This is a genomic window from uncultured Allofournierella sp., from assembly GCA_944382705.1.
Taxonomy (GTDB): domain Bacteria; phylum Bacillota; class Clostridia; order Oscillospirales; family Ruminococcaceae; genus Allofournierella.
The window spans coordinates 1-14,557 of record CALWNE010000007.1; the positions used below are offsets into that span (position 1 = coordinate 1).

16 protein-coding genes, 1 tRNA gene, 1 rRNA gene and 1 riboswitch are annotated in these 14,557 nt (G+C 55.5%); of the genes, 14 read left to right on the forward strand and 4 right to left on the reverse strand.

Annotation, left to right across the window (positions count from 1 at the left end):
- The first annotated feature begins 28 nt into the window (after nt 1–28).
- The 3 genes from rrf (at nt 29) to ACH2EM_RS00575 (ending at nt 503) form a co-directional block, all read left to right on the forward strand.
- Nucleotides 29–145: ribosomal RNA gene (gene rrf, locus ACH2EM_RS00565) — 5S ribosomal RNA — on the forward strand.
- Nucleotides 146–161: 16 nt separating this feature from the next.
- Nucleotides 162–237, forward strand: a tRNA-Lys gene (locus ACH2EM_RS00570).
- A 92-nt stretch (nt 238–329) separates the two neighbouring features.
- Complete coding sequence (locus ACH2EM_RS00575; protein ID WP_395150081.1) at nt 330–503, forward strand: hypothetical protein; 174 nt, start codon at nt 330–332, stop codon at nt 501–503.
- A gap of 1,305 nt (nt 504–1,808) precedes the next feature.
- On the opposite strand, the gene ACH2EM_RS00580 is transcribed toward ACH2EM_RS00575, so the two are convergent.
- From ACH2EM_RS00580 to ACH2EM_RS00595, 4 genes are read right to left on the reverse strand one after another with little or no spacing between them, the layout of a single operon-like run.
- Nucleotides 1,809–2,330: an ATP:cob(I)alamin adenosyltransferase gene (locus tag ACH2EM_RS00580; protein WP_395150082.1), complete on the reverse strand. Its 522-nt coding sequence runs from the start codon at nt 2,328–2,330 to the stop codon at nt 1,809–1,811.
- Between the two features lie 5 nt (nt 2,331–2,335).
- Entirely contained in the window at nt 2,336–3,103 is a 768-nt protein-coding gene (locus ACH2EM_RS00585) for an ABC transporter ATP-binding protein (protein WP_395150083.1), read from the reverse strand.
- A 5-nt stretch (nt 3,104–3,108) separates the two neighbouring features.
- Nucleotides 3,109–4,137, reverse strand: a complete 1,029-nt coding sequence (locus ACH2EM_RS00590) for a FecCD family ABC transporter permease (protein WP_395150084.1) — start codon at nt 4,135–4,137, stop codon at nt 3,109–3,111.
- Nucleotides 4,137–5,126 (reverse strand): ABC transporter substrate-binding protein, encoded by a 990-nt coding sequence (locus ACH2EM_RS00595; protein WP_395150085.1) that lies wholly within the window; start codon nt 5,124–5,126, stop codon nt 4,137–4,139. Before ACH2EM_RS00595 ends, ACH2EM_RS00590 begins: the two co-directional genes overlap by 1 nt.
- Before the next feature lie 215 nt (nt 5,127–5,341).
- Nucleotides 5,342–5,534: riboswitch (cobalamin riboswitch) on the reverse strand.
- Between the two features lie 332 nt (nt 5,535–5,866).
- On the opposite strand from ACH2EM_RS00595, the gene ACH2EM_RS00600 reads away from it, so the two are divergent.
- The 11 genes from ACH2EM_RS00600 (at nt 5,867) to ACH2EM_RS00650 (ending at nt 14,530) form a co-directional block, all read left to right on the forward strand.
- A complete protein-coding gene (locus ACH2EM_RS00600) occupies nt 5,867–6,130 on the forward strand; it encodes an AtpZ/AtpI family protein (RefSeq protein WP_395150086.1) in 264 nt (87 codons plus the stop codon).
- Nucleotides 6,131–6,155: 25 nt separating this feature from the next.
- Nucleotides 6,156–6,569, forward strand: coding sequence for an ATP synthase subunit I (locus ACH2EM_RS00605; protein ID WP_395150087.1), 414 nt, complete (start codon nt 6,156–6,158; stop codon nt 6,567–6,569).
- 52 nt (nt 6,570–6,621) lie between these two features.
- Nucleotides 6,622–7,377 (forward strand): F0F1 ATP synthase subunit A, encoded by a 756-nt coding sequence (locus ACH2EM_RS00610; protein WP_395150088.1) that lies wholly within the window; start codon nt 6,622–6,624, stop codon nt 7,375–7,377.
- Nucleotides 7,378–7,486: 109 nt separating this feature from the next.
- Nucleotides 7,487–7,750: an ATP synthase F0 subunit C gene (atpE, locus tag ACH2EM_RS00615; RefSeq protein ID WP_395150089.1), complete on the forward strand. Its 264-nt coding sequence runs from the start codon at nt 7,487–7,489 to the stop codon at nt 7,748–7,750.
- A 32-nt stretch (nt 7,751–7,782) separates the two neighbouring features.
- Entirely contained in the window at nt 7,783–8,289 is a 507-nt protein-coding gene (gene atpF / locus ACH2EM_RS00620) for a F0F1 ATP synthase subunit B (protein WP_395150090.1), read from the forward strand.
- Nucleotides 8,286–8,828, forward strand: coding sequence for an ATP synthase F1 subunit delta (atpH, locus tag ACH2EM_RS00625; RefSeq protein ID WP_395150091.1), 543 nt, complete (start codon nt 8,286–8,288; stop codon nt 8,826–8,828). Before atpF ends, atpH begins: the two co-directional genes overlap by 4 nt.
- Nucleotides 8,829–8,844: 16 nt before the next feature.
- Nucleotides 8,845–10,356 (forward strand): F0F1 ATP synthase subunit alpha, encoded by a 1,512-nt coding sequence (gene atpA / locus ACH2EM_RS00630; RefSeq protein WP_395150092.1) that lies wholly within the window; start codon nt 8,845–8,847, stop codon nt 10,354–10,356.
- Nucleotides 10,357–10,372: 16 nt separating this feature from the next.
- The gene (gene atpG / locus ACH2EM_RS00635) at nt 10,373–11,224 is read left to right on the forward strand and encodes an ATP synthase F1 subunit gamma (protein ID WP_395150093.1); all 852 of its coding nucleotides are present in this window, start codon (nt 10,373–10,375) and stop codon (nt 11,222–11,224) included.
- A 37-nt stretch (nt 11,225–11,261) separates the two neighbouring features.
- Complete coding sequence (gene atpD, locus ACH2EM_RS00640; protein WP_395150094.1) at nt 11,262–12,665, forward strand: F0F1 ATP synthase subunit beta; 1,404 nt, start codon at nt 11,262–11,264, stop codon at nt 12,663–12,665.
- On the forward strand, nt 12,662–13,069 hold the full coding sequence (gene atpC, locus ACH2EM_RS00645; protein WP_395150095.1) for an ATP synthase F1 subunit epsilon: 408 nt from the start codon (nt 12,662–12,664) through the stop codon (nt 13,067–13,069). The genes atpD and atpC overlap by 4 nt, the downstream gene beginning before the upstream one ends.
- 288 nt (nt 13,070–13,357) lie before the next feature.
- Nucleotides 13,358–14,530: a dihydroorotase family protein gene (locus ACH2EM_RS00650; RefSeq protein ID WP_395150096.1), complete on the forward strand. Its 1,173-nt coding sequence runs from the start codon at nt 13,358–13,360 to the stop codon at nt 14,528–14,530.
- The last annotated feature ends 27 nt before the right edge of the window (nt 14,531–14,557 follow it).

Genomic DNA, 14,557 nt, shown 5'->3' on the forward strand with positions numbered 1-14,557 from the left:
GAAAGCAAGAAAGCTTTCATGTACAACGGCCGGTGCCGATGACGCAGAGGTCCCACCTGTTCCCATTCCGAACACAGTAGTTAAGCTCTGTTGTGCCGAAAATACTTGGTTGGAAACGACCTGGGAAAATAGGTAGGTGCCGGCTTTTCTCTTTCTAATAAGCACTTCTAGCTCAGTTGGTAGAGCAGCTGACTCTTAATCAGCGGGCCCAGGGTTCGAGTCCCTGGAAGTGCACCACGAAAGAGCACCCAATCGGGTGCTCTTTTTTCTTTGCCGCTATGATTTTGAAAGATTCAGACTTTTTATAAGAAAACTGATGCGGATTTTGGGTGATTCAACGGATTCTGGGTGCCCTGAAGGTGAGCGCCGCCAGTGGCGGATACAGCGAACTGGAGCGGACTGGGCAGCAGCGCAGAGCAATGGGAGCACACTGTGTGTGCGAAGTGGGTGCGACACGCTGCAACCGGGACAGCGGCTCAGATGCTGAGACCAGAAGCGGCTGAGCTGTAGCTGTAATGGTTTTGCAAAACCAAGATTAAATAATAAACACTTTCAGCTCAGATGAAAACATTGATGCGTTTCCAGAATCTATCAAGGTTATCGAGGAAAGGAAAGCTGCCAGATTTGATGAAAAATCGAAGCAGTAGAAGCGATGCAAAACTAGCTGAATCTACCCTTAAAAGTGGATTAATGAAAGCGAACACCCATTTGGTGTTCGCTTTTTTATATGAAGAAAACCATGCAATGGTTGGGCGGATGAAAAAAGACTTGTGCCGATGATGCAAACATGCAGGGATTTGCGGTTGCTGTTTTGAAAACTTCAGAAACAATGCAACAGTCAGACAGAAAAAGATATTTCCTGTGCTAGGGCTAGAAAATGTAATGGCTGAGAAAATAATAAAGGCAATGAAGAAATCAATAAAGGTGGAGGTAACTGAAGGGAAAGAGAAGTTTGATATGCTTAGGTTTTTTTCACATCTGGGACTGCTTGCTGGGTGACAATCAATTAGAAAATCCGGCAGGATTTATGGCAGTTGAATTTTGTGACAGCTCAAAAATGAATAGAACGCCGCTGAAATAAGAATCACAGCACAGAGGATGTTATACCTATATTACAGGGAGGGAACGCTAAGCTATCAGGAACAAGCAAGAATTTTTTGGGAGCAAAGTAGAGATTCACTTTATGATTTAAAAGATAAAATTGATTTGTTTAAAGAATTGAATCACTGAATGGAAAGGAACACAAGGTCTTCGCTGCTTACCCATAAAGTTGCGGCCAAGACGAGGTGGGTTATTGATTTTTACAGCGGGATTCTTGCTTGCAAACTCTCCAGGATTTTTACAGGAGCATAGACCATAGGCATACAGCCCTTAAAAATAGCCTGTATTACGAATGAACCAGCATTCTAAGGGTAGGAGTCTATTGGCATTAAAAAACCTCACAAAGGGCCACAGAGCCTTTGCAAAGGGGCTGAGTGGTTTCTTGTGGGGGAAGAATGAAAAAAACTCCCCGCTGCCTTTGGCACTTTGGCAGCGGGGAGTTAGAATTTAAAACGGCTAAAATAGTGTTTCGGTGTAAGAGAGGAAAGAAAATAGGCCAAACCCTATAACAAGGGGATGGCCCAAAGGGGAAAACACCTGCACATTTTGCCGGGAGTGCAATGCGCAATCAAACTCTCTGGGGTACCTGGAAGCTGTGCACTGGCTGGCAAAGCAAGGTGGGGCTTCTACACTGGCTAGTTTTGGGAAAGGTTATAGAAACTCCACCAAGCCCAAAATCCAGGGTGTGAGAGTGACTGCCCAGCAGATTAATAGTTTCGACTGGTATACTCGATTTCTGGCGTGCCGCTTTCCTGGTTCAGGACGAGGGCCAGGGCAAAGAAAAATCCGGAAAGGAGATTTGCAAAGTCCATCAATTCATTGGGAACCGAATGGCCCTGCTGGGCATGGCGGTACAAAAGGCGCACAAGGCTTTTGCTTTGTACCCGGAGAATGTGGGCTTCGCAAGCGGCAGTACAGCCCTGAGTAAGAACAAACCGGCGGCAGCGGCCTGCGGCCTGCTGCTCAAGCTGATGGGTGAGGTGAACAAACCAGTCCATCTCCTGGGAGGTGATGGTAAAGCGGGTGCGCAGAGTGGGGTTGGCGTGGTAAATCAGTTCACACACACGCAGCAAAGATTCTTGATAAGGGCTGCCGGGAATCAGGGAGTGGAGCAACCCGGTACGGCTTGCCAGTTCATCGGTAAGCAGCTCAAAATCACAGCGCAGGTCGTTTGTGTCATCGGATAAAAAGGGATAAGCCTCGTAAGGGCTTCTGTACAGGGCAGACATGGGCGTTACCTCCATCGCTGGCTTACGGTTTGCATATAATTGTGTACATCCATTCCGTAAACCTGGTTGAGCAGGGTTAAATCCAGCTGCTGAACGGGGCTTTGGCAAAGTGCCTTTCCTTGTTCCATCAGCAGCAGAGAATCGGCAAAATGCAGGGCTAAATTCAAATCGTGGAGTACACCCACCACACAGCGGTCCGGGCCCTCCAGCCAGCGGCGCAGATGCTGCATTAAATCCAGCTGGTATTTTAAATCCAGGTGGTTTGTGGGTTCATCCAAAAGAATGATGCGGGGGTCCTGGGCAAAAACACGGGCCAGAAATACCCGCTGAAGCTGGCCGCCGGAAAGCTGTGTGATGGTGCGGTGACGCAGTTCCCACAGACCGGTTTGCTCCAGTGCCTGCTTTACCAGAGCGGCGTCCTGGGCGGTTTGGCCCTGAAAAAGCCCCTTGGGGCGGTGTGCGTACCGGCCCATGGCAACGGTTTGCTCCACGGTATAACCGAAGGCAGGGCTGCTTTGCTGGCTGAGGAAGGCAAGGGTACGGGCAGCCTGCCGACGCTCCAGGGATAAGAAATCCTGGCCCAGGGCCAGAACCTGCCCAGAGCAGGGCAACAAACCCGCCGCCGCTTTCAGCAAGGTGCTTTTGCCGCAACCGTTTGAACCCAGAATGCACAGCATTTCACCGGGCTGGACGGAAAAGGAAACATCCTGCACCACCGGCTGGGTGCCATACCCGCAGGTAATGTGATTGGCTTGAAACAGGGGATTGGACACGGGCATTACACCTTCTTTCGGCTGGCAAAATAGATATACAAAAAGAATGGAGCGCCCAGCAGGGCGGTGATGGAACCAATGGGAATTTCGGAGGGAGAAATCAGCGTTCTTGCGGCAAGGTCGCAAAGAACCATAAAGGCTCCGCCAAACAGGGCACATCCGGGAATTAGGAAGCGATGCGCCGGCCCAAACAGCCTTCGCACAATGTGAGGCACCACCAAATCCACAAAGCCGATGATGCCCACAAAGGCCACAGCGGTGCCGGTAAGCATGGCAACCAGCACCACCGACAGCCATTTAATGCGCCGGTGTTCCAGCCCCAGAGCAGCGGCTTGATGGTCGCCAAAGCTGAGCAGGTCCAGTTCGTGGGAATAACGCCACAAAACCAGACAGCAGGCCACCGTAATGGGAACCACTGGGGCCAGCTGGGCCCAGGTTTTCATGGAAAAGCTGCCCAGCTGCCAGGACATAATACGCTGGGTATACTCCGGCGCAGCATTTGCCAGGGTGGACATAAGGGCAGAAAGAAACAGCGATATCACCATACCAATGAGCACAATGGTTTGGTTGGAAAAACCCTGGTCCACACTTTGGGAGATGCTGAGAACCAGCACCATGGTGCCAAGACCGGCAGCCAGGCAGATCAGCGGGAGAAGAAACCAGGAGGAGGTGGTGCTTTCGGTAAGGCCCACCACCATGCAGACGGCCACGGCCAGACCGGCACCAGCGGATACACCCAGACCGTAAGAGGAGGCCAGCGGATTTTGCAGCAGGGACTGCATCACGGTACCGCTCACAGAAAGGGCTGCTCCCACGAAAAAGGCCAGCAGCACCCGGGGCAGGCGGATGTTCCACACAAGGCCAGGGAGCACAGCAGGCATTTCCTGAGGCAGCGGAGTGCCCCACAGTTTGTTGCAGAGTACCGCAATCAGCTGGTCGGGAGCCACTGCCACGCTGCCAATACCGATACCAATAACAAGAGCTGCCAGGGCAATAAGCCCCAGCAGCATCAGTTTACAAGTTTGTTTGCTCATTACTTCACGAACACATCAGGGTAGAGAGCCTGGCCCATCTCCCACAGAGCAATGACGATGTTCTCGTTGGGCAGAGAGGATGCGTTGTTGTCGATCAGGTAGATATCGCCGTTCTTTACAGCAGTTACCTCATTCCAACCGTCACGGTTCTTGATTTCGTCCACAACGCCCTCACCGGGAACATTGGTGAAGATTACATCGGGGTTTGCGTCCACAACAATCTCGGGGTCAACGCTCATCCAGCCGCCTTCACCGTCGGCAGTGGCCAGGATGTTAATGCCGCCTACCAGCTGAATCATCTCGTCCAGGTAGGTGCCGGTGCCAGTGCTGTAAGCGTAGGGAGCGGGAGAGATTTCAAAGTATACGGTTTTCTTTTCGGGTACGCTGGCGGCCAGCTGAGCAATTTCTTCCAGCTGGCTGCGCAGGTTGGCATTCACAGCGTCAGCCTCCTGGGTGCGGCCCATTACTTGGCCAATAAAGGAAATATCCTCGTAAATATCGTCGATGGTAGCGCTGGTGGGAATGCATACAACGCTGATGCCCAGGTCGATGAGGGGCTGGAAGGGATTGGTGCCGTCACGAGAGCTGATGGAGGATACAAATACTACATCGGGGTTGAGGGCGGCCATCTGCTCGGCATCGGGGGTCATCATCTCAAAAGCGGGCAGACCTTCGGTTACACCCTCCAGCTTGGCACTGTGAACATCGGTGGCAATGATGGCGTCACCACAGCCCAGGTCCAGCAGGGTCTGGGTGATGGAGGGAGCCATGGAGATGATGGTGCCTACAGAATCCGGCAGGGTGATGGAAGCACCGCTGCGGTCGGTGGTGGGCTTGGCCTGAACAGCATCCTGCTGGGAAGAGCTGGAAACGCTGGCGGAAGCAGAGGAGGAATCGCCAGCAGAAGTGCTGCCAGAAGCGGGGGAAGAACAGGCTGCAAGACTGAACGCCAAGGTCAGACTCAGCAGAAAAGAAACTACTTTTTTCATAAAAAACAATACTCCTTACAATAAAAATTCTGCGTTTATACCAAACGGGAAACCCGTTTTGGACATAAAAAAACTGCTTTGCCCGGCCGGACAAAACAGCAATACGCAAAGAGCAAACGCCCACAAAAACAGCACCGAATGCCTGAAAATGGCCTCAGTGTGTGGGTGTGCCCTTGCTGCGTTTGGTCCGTCCGCTGCCAGGGGTGCCGATGAAAGACCGGCATACAAGGTTAGGCAGGTCTTCCGGCTTGGGGTACGATTGCGCAGCGGCCGCCTTCCCACACATGGCAGTGCAGTGGCATCTGGCCGGGCGCTTCCCCCTTACGGCGGCGGTCCCGCACGGGTGTTGCACCCGTTTCCCTTTTCACCGGGTGCAGCGCACCCGACACCTGAACCTCGATTTGTTACAAGCAGACTGCGCCAAGCCTGAACATGGCACAGATACCCTAAAAGTATAGCACATAACACAGGATTTAACAAGAAGGGATAAAAAACAAGGATTTTGTTACAGGTTGACGATAAATTCAGTTGAAAATTCTGCAAATAGAAATCCTCCGGGGGTATTATAAATAGGTAAATAAATATAGTGTGGTTTTGCGGGGGGTATATTGTGCAAATACCACAATATATTGTTGTTGCGTCGCTTGCGCAGGGCAGGGTGATTTGTTATAATAAAATCAAAATGTTTTAAAATACAGTGCCATAAATCAGAGCTTTGCTGCCGGGAAAGGGGTTTTGAAATGACACATTGGATGAAAACCTTGCAGAATGCAGCCTGGCTTACCCAGCTGGGAATATCGCTGACGGCGCCGCCTATTTTGTGTGCACTGGGCTGGAACTGGATGGTGGAACACTGGCAGGCACCCGCCTGGGGCATGGTAATTGCCCTGCTAGTGGGGCTGGGGGCTTCGGCCGCTTCGGCCCTGGGTTTTTGGCAGATGATGCAGCGCCGGGCCCGCAAGGAGCAGGCACAGGCGCCCACTGCCTTTAACCGGCACACATGAAAAAACGAAAGGAGAGAAAACAAGAATGAAGCTTTCGCCTGCTGTAAAACAGGAGACCCTGCACATTGCAGAGGGCACCGCTGTGGGTGTGGTTCTTATGCTGGCTGTGTTTGCTTTGCTGCATAAACTTAGCCTTTGGGTGGTGTTCAGCGGTGTGCTGGGCGGCATTTTGGCGGTGCTGAACTTCTTTTTGCTGGGCCTTACTGTCCAAAAGGTGGCCCAGGGTGAAGATGAGGAGCGGGGCCGCAAATGGATGCAGTTTTCGTACAATGTGCGGATGCTGCTGCTGGTGGTGTGGCTGATTGTGGCCATTTCGGTGCCGGCGCTGAACTGGGTAGCAGCCCTGATTCCGCTGCTGATGCCCCGTGTGACCATTGCCCTGATGCAGCTTACCGGGCACTATAAAGCCCAGCAGAGGGAAGATACCCCGCAGCAGTAACAACCTGGATTTTGCAAAACAATTTCATTCAAAAAGGGGGAAGGAACCTACCATGGAAATCAGCATCAATGGTGCTCAAATTTATGGCACCATACCTATCTTTGGGGGGATACCCATCAGTGCCAGCCTGGTGAACGCCTGGGTGGTGATGGCCATTATTACCGGCCTGTGCATCTGGCTGACCCGTGGCCTGAAGGTAGAAAACATTGGCAAACGCCAGGCGGTGGCGGAGCTTTTGGTAACTACCTGCCAAAATTTTGTGAACACCAACATGGGTGAGCACTACCGCCATTTTGCGCCGTTTATTGGCGCACTGTTCAGCCTTTCGGCTTTTTGCAGCCTTACCAGCCTGGTGGGAGCCTTTCCGGCTACGGCGGATCTTTCCACCGAGCTGTCCTGGGCGGTGCTGGTGTTCTGCATGATTACCTACACCAAAATCAAAACCAACGGTGTGGGCGGTTATCTCAAGGGATTTACCACCCCCATTCCCGTGTTTACACCCTTTAACATCATCAGCGAACTGGCAACCCCCATTTCCATGGCGTTCCGTCATTTTGGCAATATTGTGTCCGGCAGTGTAATCAGCACACTGCTGTATGCAGGCCTTTCGGTGCTGAGCCAGGCGGTGTTCGGGTTGCTGCCCGGCGTGCTGGGCGATGTTCTGAGCCAGATTCCGCTGTTTCAGCTGGGTATCCCGGCGGTGCTGTCCGTCTACTTTGATTTGTTCGGCAGCTTTATGCAGGCGTTCATCTTTTGTATGCTTACCATGCTGTATATTGCAAATGCAGCCCAGGCAGACGAAGCCTGACCTTTCTTTTGCCAACACTGGCGGCGTTTTGCAGCTGGTTTGAATCTTCCCGGCTGATCTGGCTGGGAACAACATTTTGATTAAAACAACTAGCAGGAGGATTTAAGTTATGTTGGATAAAGCGATTGTTTTGGCCGGTTGTGCCATTGGTGCAGGTCTTGCTCTGATTTCTGGTGTGGGCCCTGGTATCGGTGAAGGTTATGCAGTTGGCCAGGCCTGTGCTGCCATTGGCCGCCAGCCCGAGTGCAAGGGCGATGTAACCAGCACCATGCTGCTGGGCTGTGCCATTGCCGAGACCACCGGTATCTACGGCTTTGTAACCGGTCTGCTGCTGATCTTTGCAGCACCCCGTATGTTCATTGGCATGCTGTAAGCGGCCCGGAACCCGGAAAGGGGGAGCAAACCGTGGAACAGTTTAAGGATTTGGTGAGCCTGGCACCCTGGGACTTTGTGTTTCAGCTGGGCAACCTGCTGATTTTGACCCTTTTGGTAAAGCACTTTTTGTTTGTGCCGGTGCAGAAGGTGATTGAGCAGCGCCAGCAGCAGAGCAATCAGCTGTTGGAGCAGGCCCGTGAAAGCCAGCAGAAGGCAGACCAGGCCAAGGCAGACTGCGAAAGCCGGCTGGCTGGCGCAGACCGCCGTGCCCAGGAAATTGTGGAGCAGGCCCAGCGTACCGCCCAGGCCCAGGCTCAGGAGCTTGTGCAGAATGCCCGGCAGGAGGCCGTGCGCATGAAGCAGCAGGCCAGCAGCGAGATTGAGCGCCAGCGGATTCAGGCACTCACCAGTGCAAAACAGGAAATCGGCGGCATGGCGGTGGAAATCGCCGGCAAGGTGGTGGAAAAGGAGCTGGATGCCAGCGTTCACCAGCAGCTGATTGACGAATTTATCGAAAAGGTGGGGGATGCCTCATGAGCCGCCAGGCGAAGGCATACGGCGCTGCTTTGTATCAGCTGGCCGCCGAGGAAGGGCTGACCCATCTGCTGTTGGAGCAGCTGGAAGGCGTTGATAAGGTTCTGGCAGAAAACCCGGCCTACATCCGGCTGCTGAACCTGCCCAGCCTGCCCAAAAAGGAGCGCATGGAGCTGGTGCAGCAGGCCTTTGGCCAGCAGGTACACGGCTACCTGCTGAATGTATTGAAGTTAATGACCCAGGCGGCAGCCGTGGACAGCCTGCATGGCTGCTGGCTGGAGTACCGCCGATTGTATGACCAGGAGCAGGGGATTTTGCGGGCAGTGGCTGTTAGCGCTGTACCCATGACCCAGCAGCAGCAACAGGCTTTGACCCAAAAGCTGGAGCAGATGACCGGCAAAACCGTGTATCTGACCAACCGGGTGGAGGAGGACTGCCTGGGCGGTGTGCGGCTGGATTTGGATGGCCGTCAGCTGGATGGCACGGTGCAGGCCCGGCTTGCCCAGCTGCGCAGTTTGCTGGCCCAGCCTGCTTCGTTTTGAGTGAGAAGGTGAAACAATGCAGTTTAAACCGGAAGAATTGACCAAGGTAATTAAAGCCCAGATCAAACACTACGAAAATGCCATTGAACAAAGCGAAACCGGCACCGTAATTCTGGTGGGTGACGGCATCGCCCGGGCTACCGGACTGGACCATTGCATGAGCGGTGAGCTGGTGGAGTTTGAAAACGGCCAGTACGGCATGGCACAGAACCTGGAAGAAAACGCCGTATCCATCGTTATGCTGGGCACGGATGTGGGCATCCGGGAAGGCAGCCTGGTAAAGCGTACCGGCAAGATGGTGAGCGTGCCGGTGGGCGAGCAGCTCATTGGCCGTGTGGTAAACGCAATGGGCCAGCCCATTGATGGCAACGGGCCTATTCAGGCCCAGGAGTGGCGGCCTATCGAAGCCCCTGCTCCCGGCATTTTGCAGCGCAAGAGCGTTTCCGTGCCCTTGCAGACCGGCATTAAGGCCATCGATAGCATGATTCCCATCGGTCGTGGTCAGCGTGAGCTGATTATTGGTGACCGCCAGACCGGCAAAACCACCATCGCCACCGATACCATCCTGAACCAGAAGGGTACCGGGGTGATCTGCATCTATGTGGCCATTGGCCAGAAGCAGAGCACCGTAGCCCATCTGGTGAACACCCTGACCCAGCACGGGGCCATGGACTACACCATCGTGGTGAGTGCCGGCGCCAGCGAGCTGGCTCCCCTCCAGTACATTGCCCCCTATGCGGGCTGCGCCATGGGCGAATACTTTATGGCCCAGGGTAAGGATGTACTGGTGGTGTACGACGATCTTTCCAAGCACGCAGTGGCCTACCGTGCCCTGAGCTTGCTGATTCGCCGTCCGCCGGGACGCGAAGCTTACCCCGGCGATGTATTCTATCTCCACAGCCGTTTGCTGGAGCGTGCAGCCCGTCTGTCCGAAGCACAGGGCGGCGGCAGCCTGACCGCTCTGCCCATTATTGAAACCCAGGCAGGCGATGTTTCGGCTTACATTCCCACCAATGTGATTTCCATCACCGATGGACAAATCTTTTTGGAGAGCGAGCTGTTCCATTCCGGCATTATGCCCGCCGTAAACCCGGGTATCTCGGTAAGCCGTGTAGGCGGTGCAGCCCAGACCAAGGCCATGAAGAAGGTAGCCGGTACCCTCAAGCTGGTTTACAGCCAGTACCGGGAGCTCCAGAGCTTTGCCCAGTTTGGCAGTGACCTGGACGCCGACACCAAGGCCCGCCTTGCACTGGGTGAGCGCATTGTGGCGGTGCTGTGCCAGGATGCAGGCTGCCCTGTTTCCATGGAGCAGCAGGTGTGCATTTTGTATGCAGTAACCAAGGGCTACCTGAATGAGGTGGAGGTCCACCAGGTAAAACGCTACGAGAGCGGTTTGTACCGGTATATGGAGGCCAGCGCTGCTCCGGTTCTGGAGGCTTTGCGCACCACCAAAACCCTGGATGCAGAGACTGAGGAGGCCCTCAAGCAGGCCCTGACCCAGTATACTAAACAATTTTTGAACCAGTAAAAGGAGGGAGCACAGGATGGCAGGTGCATCCATGAAGGACATCAAGCTGCGCATCAAAAGCGTGGAAAGTACCATGCAGATCACCAAAGCCATGGAACTGGTGGCTTCTTCCAAGCTGCGCAGAGCCAGGGAGCGGGTGGAACAGAGCCGTCCCTATTTTTCGGTGCTGTACCAGGCGCTGAGCGATATTTCCGCCTCCAACCTGGAGCTGGCTTCTCCCTACCTGCGGCCCAACGCCAGCCAGCGGGTGTGCTATGTGGTGATTGCAGGTGACCGTGGCCTTGCAGGCGGCTACAATGCCAATGTGTTCCGCTGCCTGGAGGAGGACAGCCAGGGACGGGATATCTGCCTGCTGCCCGTGGGCAAAAAGGCCCTGGAATACGCCCAGCGCACCGGCAAGCCGCTGGTAAGCCAGGCATACGAGCTGGCGGGCTCCATGCAGATGAGCGGCTGCTTTGCGGTGGCCCGGCGGCTGGCCGAGGGTTTTTGCGCCGGCGAGTTTGGGCAGGTGCGGTTGGTGTACACCAACTTTGTTTCCATGCTCAGCCAGCAGCCTGCTGTGCTGGAATTGCTGCCCCTAAAGGCGCAGCGGCCCCAGCCCGGCGGCAAAGCCCGTTCCCTCACCCTGTATGAGCCGGACTGCGAAAGCGTCTACAACGCCATTGTGCCGGAGTATCTGGCAGGGCTGGTGTATGGTGCATTGTGCGAGAGTGTGGCCAGCGAGCTGGGCGCACGCCGTACCACCATGGATGCTGCCAGCAAGAATGCCCAGGAGATGATTGAGGATTTGAGCCTGCATTACAACCGGGCACGACAGGCGGCCATTACTCAGGAAATCACCGAAATCGTGGCAGGTGCCGAGGAATAACCCGGCCCTGTGTAGCTTGATAAAAGGAGAACCATCCATGTCTAAAAACCATGTGGGCACCGTGAGCCAGGTCATCGGCCCGGTGCTGGACATTCAATTTGCCGAAGGGCAGCTGCCGGATTTGCTGAATGCGGTGGAAGTGGGCGAAGGAGAGCACAAGCTGGTGGTGGAAGTGGCCCAGCACATTGGCGACAATGTGGCCCGCTGCATTGCCATGAGCAGCACCGATGGTCTGGTGCGCGGCACCCGTGCAGTGGATACCGGCCGCCCCATTACCGTGCCGGTGGGCGAGGAGTGCCTGGGCCGCATCTTTAACCTGCTGGGTGAGCCGGTGGACGAACAGCCTGCCCCCCAGACGGCGGAGCGCTGGCCCATCCACCGCAACGCCCCTGCCTACGATGAGCAGCAGAACACCACCGAAATTCTGGAAACCGGCATTAAGGTGGTAGACCTGCTGTGCCCCTACGCCAAGGGCGGTAAAATCGGCCTGTTTGGCGGCGCCGGCGTGGGCAAAACCGTGCTGATTATGGAGCTGATTAACAATGTGGCAAAACAGCACGGCGGCCTTTCGGTGTTTACCGGTGTAGGTGAACGCACCCGTGAAGGCAACGACCTGTACAACGAAATGAAGGAGAGCGGCGTTCTGAACAAGACCGCCCTTGTCTATGGTCAGATGAACGAGCCGCCGGGAGCCCGTATGCGGGTTGCCCTGAGTGGTTTGACCATGGCGGAATACTTCCGGGATCAGCAGCATCAGGATGTGCTGCTGTTCATTGACAACATCTTCCGGTTTACCCAGGCAGGCAGCGAGGTATCGGCTCTGCTGGGCCGTATGCCCAGCGCCGTAGGCTACCAGCCCACCCTGGCCACCGAGATGGGTGCTTTGCAGGAGCGTATTACCTCCACCTCCCACGGTTCCATCACCAGCGTGCAGGCTGTGTATGTGCCCGCCGACGACCTGACCGACCCGGCACCGGCCACCACCTTTGCCCACCTGGATGCAACCACGGTTCTGAGCCGTAACATTGCGTCGCTGGGCATCTACCCTGCAGTGGACCCGCTGGATTCCACCAGCCGTATCCTGTCTCCCGAAGTAGTGGGCCAGGAGCATTACCAGGTGGCCCGTCAGGTGCAGCAGGTATTGCAGCGCTACAAGGAATTGCAGGACATCATTGCCATCATGGGTATGGATGAGTTGAGCGAGGAGGACAAGGTGACCGTAAGCCGGGCCCGTAAGATTCAGCGTTTCCTCAGCCAGCCCTTTACCGTGGCCGAGCAGTTCACCGGCATGGAAGGCCGCTATGTGCCCCTGCAGGAGACCATCCGAGGCTTTAAAGAAATTTTGGAAGGCCGCCACGACCAGCTGCCGGAATCTGCGTTTCTGTTTGCCGGCACCATTGACGAGGTGGTGGAAAAGGCAAAACAGGGAGGCGCAGTATGAGTACCTTCCCGCTGCAAATCGTGACCCCAGAGGGGGCTGTGTACGATGGCCAGGCCCAGCGTGTGCTGTGCCGCACCATTGCGGGGGATGTGTGCATTCTGCCCCGCCACTGCGACTATATCACCGCATTGGGCATGGGCGAGGCCCGTGTGACCACAGCCGACGGCACGGTGCGCCGGGCTGCCTGCATTGGCGGTTTGCTCACGGTACGGCAGGGCCAGGTGCGCCTGGTGGCCACCACCTTTGAATGGGCGGAGGACATTGACCGGGAGCGGGCAGAGCGTTCCAGCCAGCGAGCCCACCAGGTGCTGGAGGATGCCCAGGCTTCAGCCCATGACATCGAGCTGGCTCAGGCTCGCCTCAAGCGTGCGCTGGTGCGCAGTTCTGTTGCAAATCGATTGTAATTTCATTGCATCCCCCGGCCCGGCGGCTTGCTGCCAGGGCTGGGGGATGTACTATATCAGAACACGGCTCTTGACAGAGGATAAAATCCGTGGTACAATCAGACGATTTAAGTTGAAATTGCAGGAACAGGAGGACAGGCCCCCATGATGAAGCATAGCATTTGCAACTCCATCCCCGCACTGGCGGGTCTGTTTCCCATTCTTTTTTTACAAGGGCTCATTGTTTGACTTTTCCCGTTGGGGAGAGTCATTTTTTTTGAGTTTTTTTCAGAAAAGGAGGCAGGACTTATGCTTATCAAAAACGCAAAACTCAGCGACGGCACCCAGGTGGATGTGCTGGTTGAGGGAGGCAAGATTGCAGGCATTTTGCAGGATATGCCCGCTCATGGTCACGAGGTGATTGATGCGGCAGGCCGCACGCTGCTGCCCGGCTTCATCGACCTGCATTGCCACTGGCGCACCCCCGGTTTTGAGTACAAGGAGGATATTGCCAGCGGCAGCGCATCCGCAGCGGCAGGCGGCTACACCTTTGTAACCCTGATGCCCAACACCAAGCCGGTGTGCTCCACCGCTCAGCAGGCACACCAGGTAATGGACGAGGCCGAGCGTTTGGGCGTGTGCGGCGCCTTGCAGACTGTTTCCATCACCGAGGGCTTTGACGGAAAAAGCCTGGACCATCTCAAGACCCTGCCGGAGGACCTGCGGTTTATTACCGAGGACGGCAAGGGCGTGCAGAACAACGAGGTGATGGCCAAGGCGTTTGCCATCTGCGCCCAGCGGAATCTGGTACTTATGAGCCATGCAGAGGACATGGAAATCTCCAAGTGGGATTATCGCCTGGCCGAAAATCTGGAAACGGTGCGCAACCTGCACCTGTGCGAGTACTACGGCGCACGGCTGCACCTGTGCCATGTGAGCACCAAGGAGGCTGTGGCCGCCATTGGAGCAGCCAAGCGCCGGGGCGTGCCGGTAACCTGTGAGGTAACCCCCCATCATCTGTGGTTTTCGGATTTGGATTATCGGGTTAACCCGCCCATCCGCAGCCAGGCGGATGTACAGGCCCTGATTGCCGCCATCCAGGACGGCACAGTGGATGCCATCGCCACCGACCACGCACCCCATACCCAAGAGGAAAAGGCAGCCGGTGCTGCTGGCATGATTGGCCTGGAAACCGCTTTTGGCGTGTGCTACACCAAGCTGTGCCGGGAGAATGGGCTGGAGCTGTACTACCTGGAAGCTTTGATGAGCCGGTTCCCTGCGGCCATTCTGGGCCTGGATAACAAGGGAGCCATCCGAGTGGGTGCTGATGCCGACCTGACCTTGGTGGATCTGGACACCCCCTATGTGGTGGACAAGAACGCCATGCACTCCAAGTGCTGCAATACCCCCTTTGATGGAGCTACCCTGTACGGCAGGGTGGACATGACCATCCGGGGCGGCCGTGTAACCTACCGGCGGTAAATCAATCGAATGTTCAATTATGTTGAG

Excerpts from the sequence above, each read along its gene's own strand:
- atpH (WP_395150091.1), top strand. The coding sequence starts at position 8,286 with ATGAGCCGCCAGGCGAAGGCATACGGCGCTGCTTTGTATCAGCTGGCC.
- atpA (WP_395150092.1), top strand. The coding sequence starts at position 8,845 with ATGCAGTTTAAACCGGAAGAATTGACCAAGGTAATTAAAGCCCAGATC.
- ACH2EM_RS00600 (WP_395150086.1), top strand. The coding sequence starts at position 5,867 with ATGACACATTGGATGAAAACCTTGCAGAATGCAGCCTGGCTTACCCAG.
- ACH2EM_RS00610 (WP_395150088.1), top strand. The coding sequence starts at position 6,622 with ATGGAAATCAGCATCAATGGTGCTCAAATTTATGGCACCATACCTATC.
- ACH2EM_RS00580 (WP_395150082.1), bottom strand. The coding sequence starts at position 2,330 with ATGTCTGCCCTGTACAGAAGCCCTTACGAGGCTTATCCCTTTTTATCC.
- atpE (WP_395150089.1), top strand. The coding sequence starts at position 7,487 with ATGTTGGATAAAGCGATTGTTTTGGCCGGTTGTGCCATTGGTGCAGGT.
- atpD (WP_395150094.1), top strand. The coding sequence starts at position 11,262 with ATGTCTAAAAACCATGTGGGCACCGTGAGCCAGGTCATCGGCCCGGTG.
- atpG (WP_395150093.1), top strand. The coding sequence starts at position 10,373 with ATGGCAGGTGCATCCATGAAGGACATCAAGCTGCGCATCAAAAGCGTG.
- atpC (WP_395150095.1), top strand. The coding sequence starts at position 12,662 with ATGAGTACCTTCCCGCTGCAAATCGTGACCCCAGAGGGGGCTGTGTAC.
- ACH2EM_RS00590 (WP_395150084.1), bottom strand. The coding sequence starts at position 4,137 with ATGAGCAAACAAACTTGTAAACTGATGCTGCTGGGGCTTATTGCCCTG.
- ACH2EM_RS00605 (WP_395150087.1), top strand. The coding sequence starts at position 6,156 with ATGAAGCTTTCGCCTGCTGTAAAACAGGAGACCCTGCACATTGCAGAG.
- ACH2EM_RS00595 (WP_395150085.1), bottom strand. The coding sequence starts at position 5,126 with ATGAAAAAAGTAGTTTCTTTTCTGCTGAGTCTGACCTTGGCGTTCAGT.
- ACH2EM_RS00650 (WP_395150096.1), top strand. The coding sequence starts at position 13,358 with ATGCTTATCAAAAACGCAAAACTCAGCGACGGCACCCAGGTGGATGTG.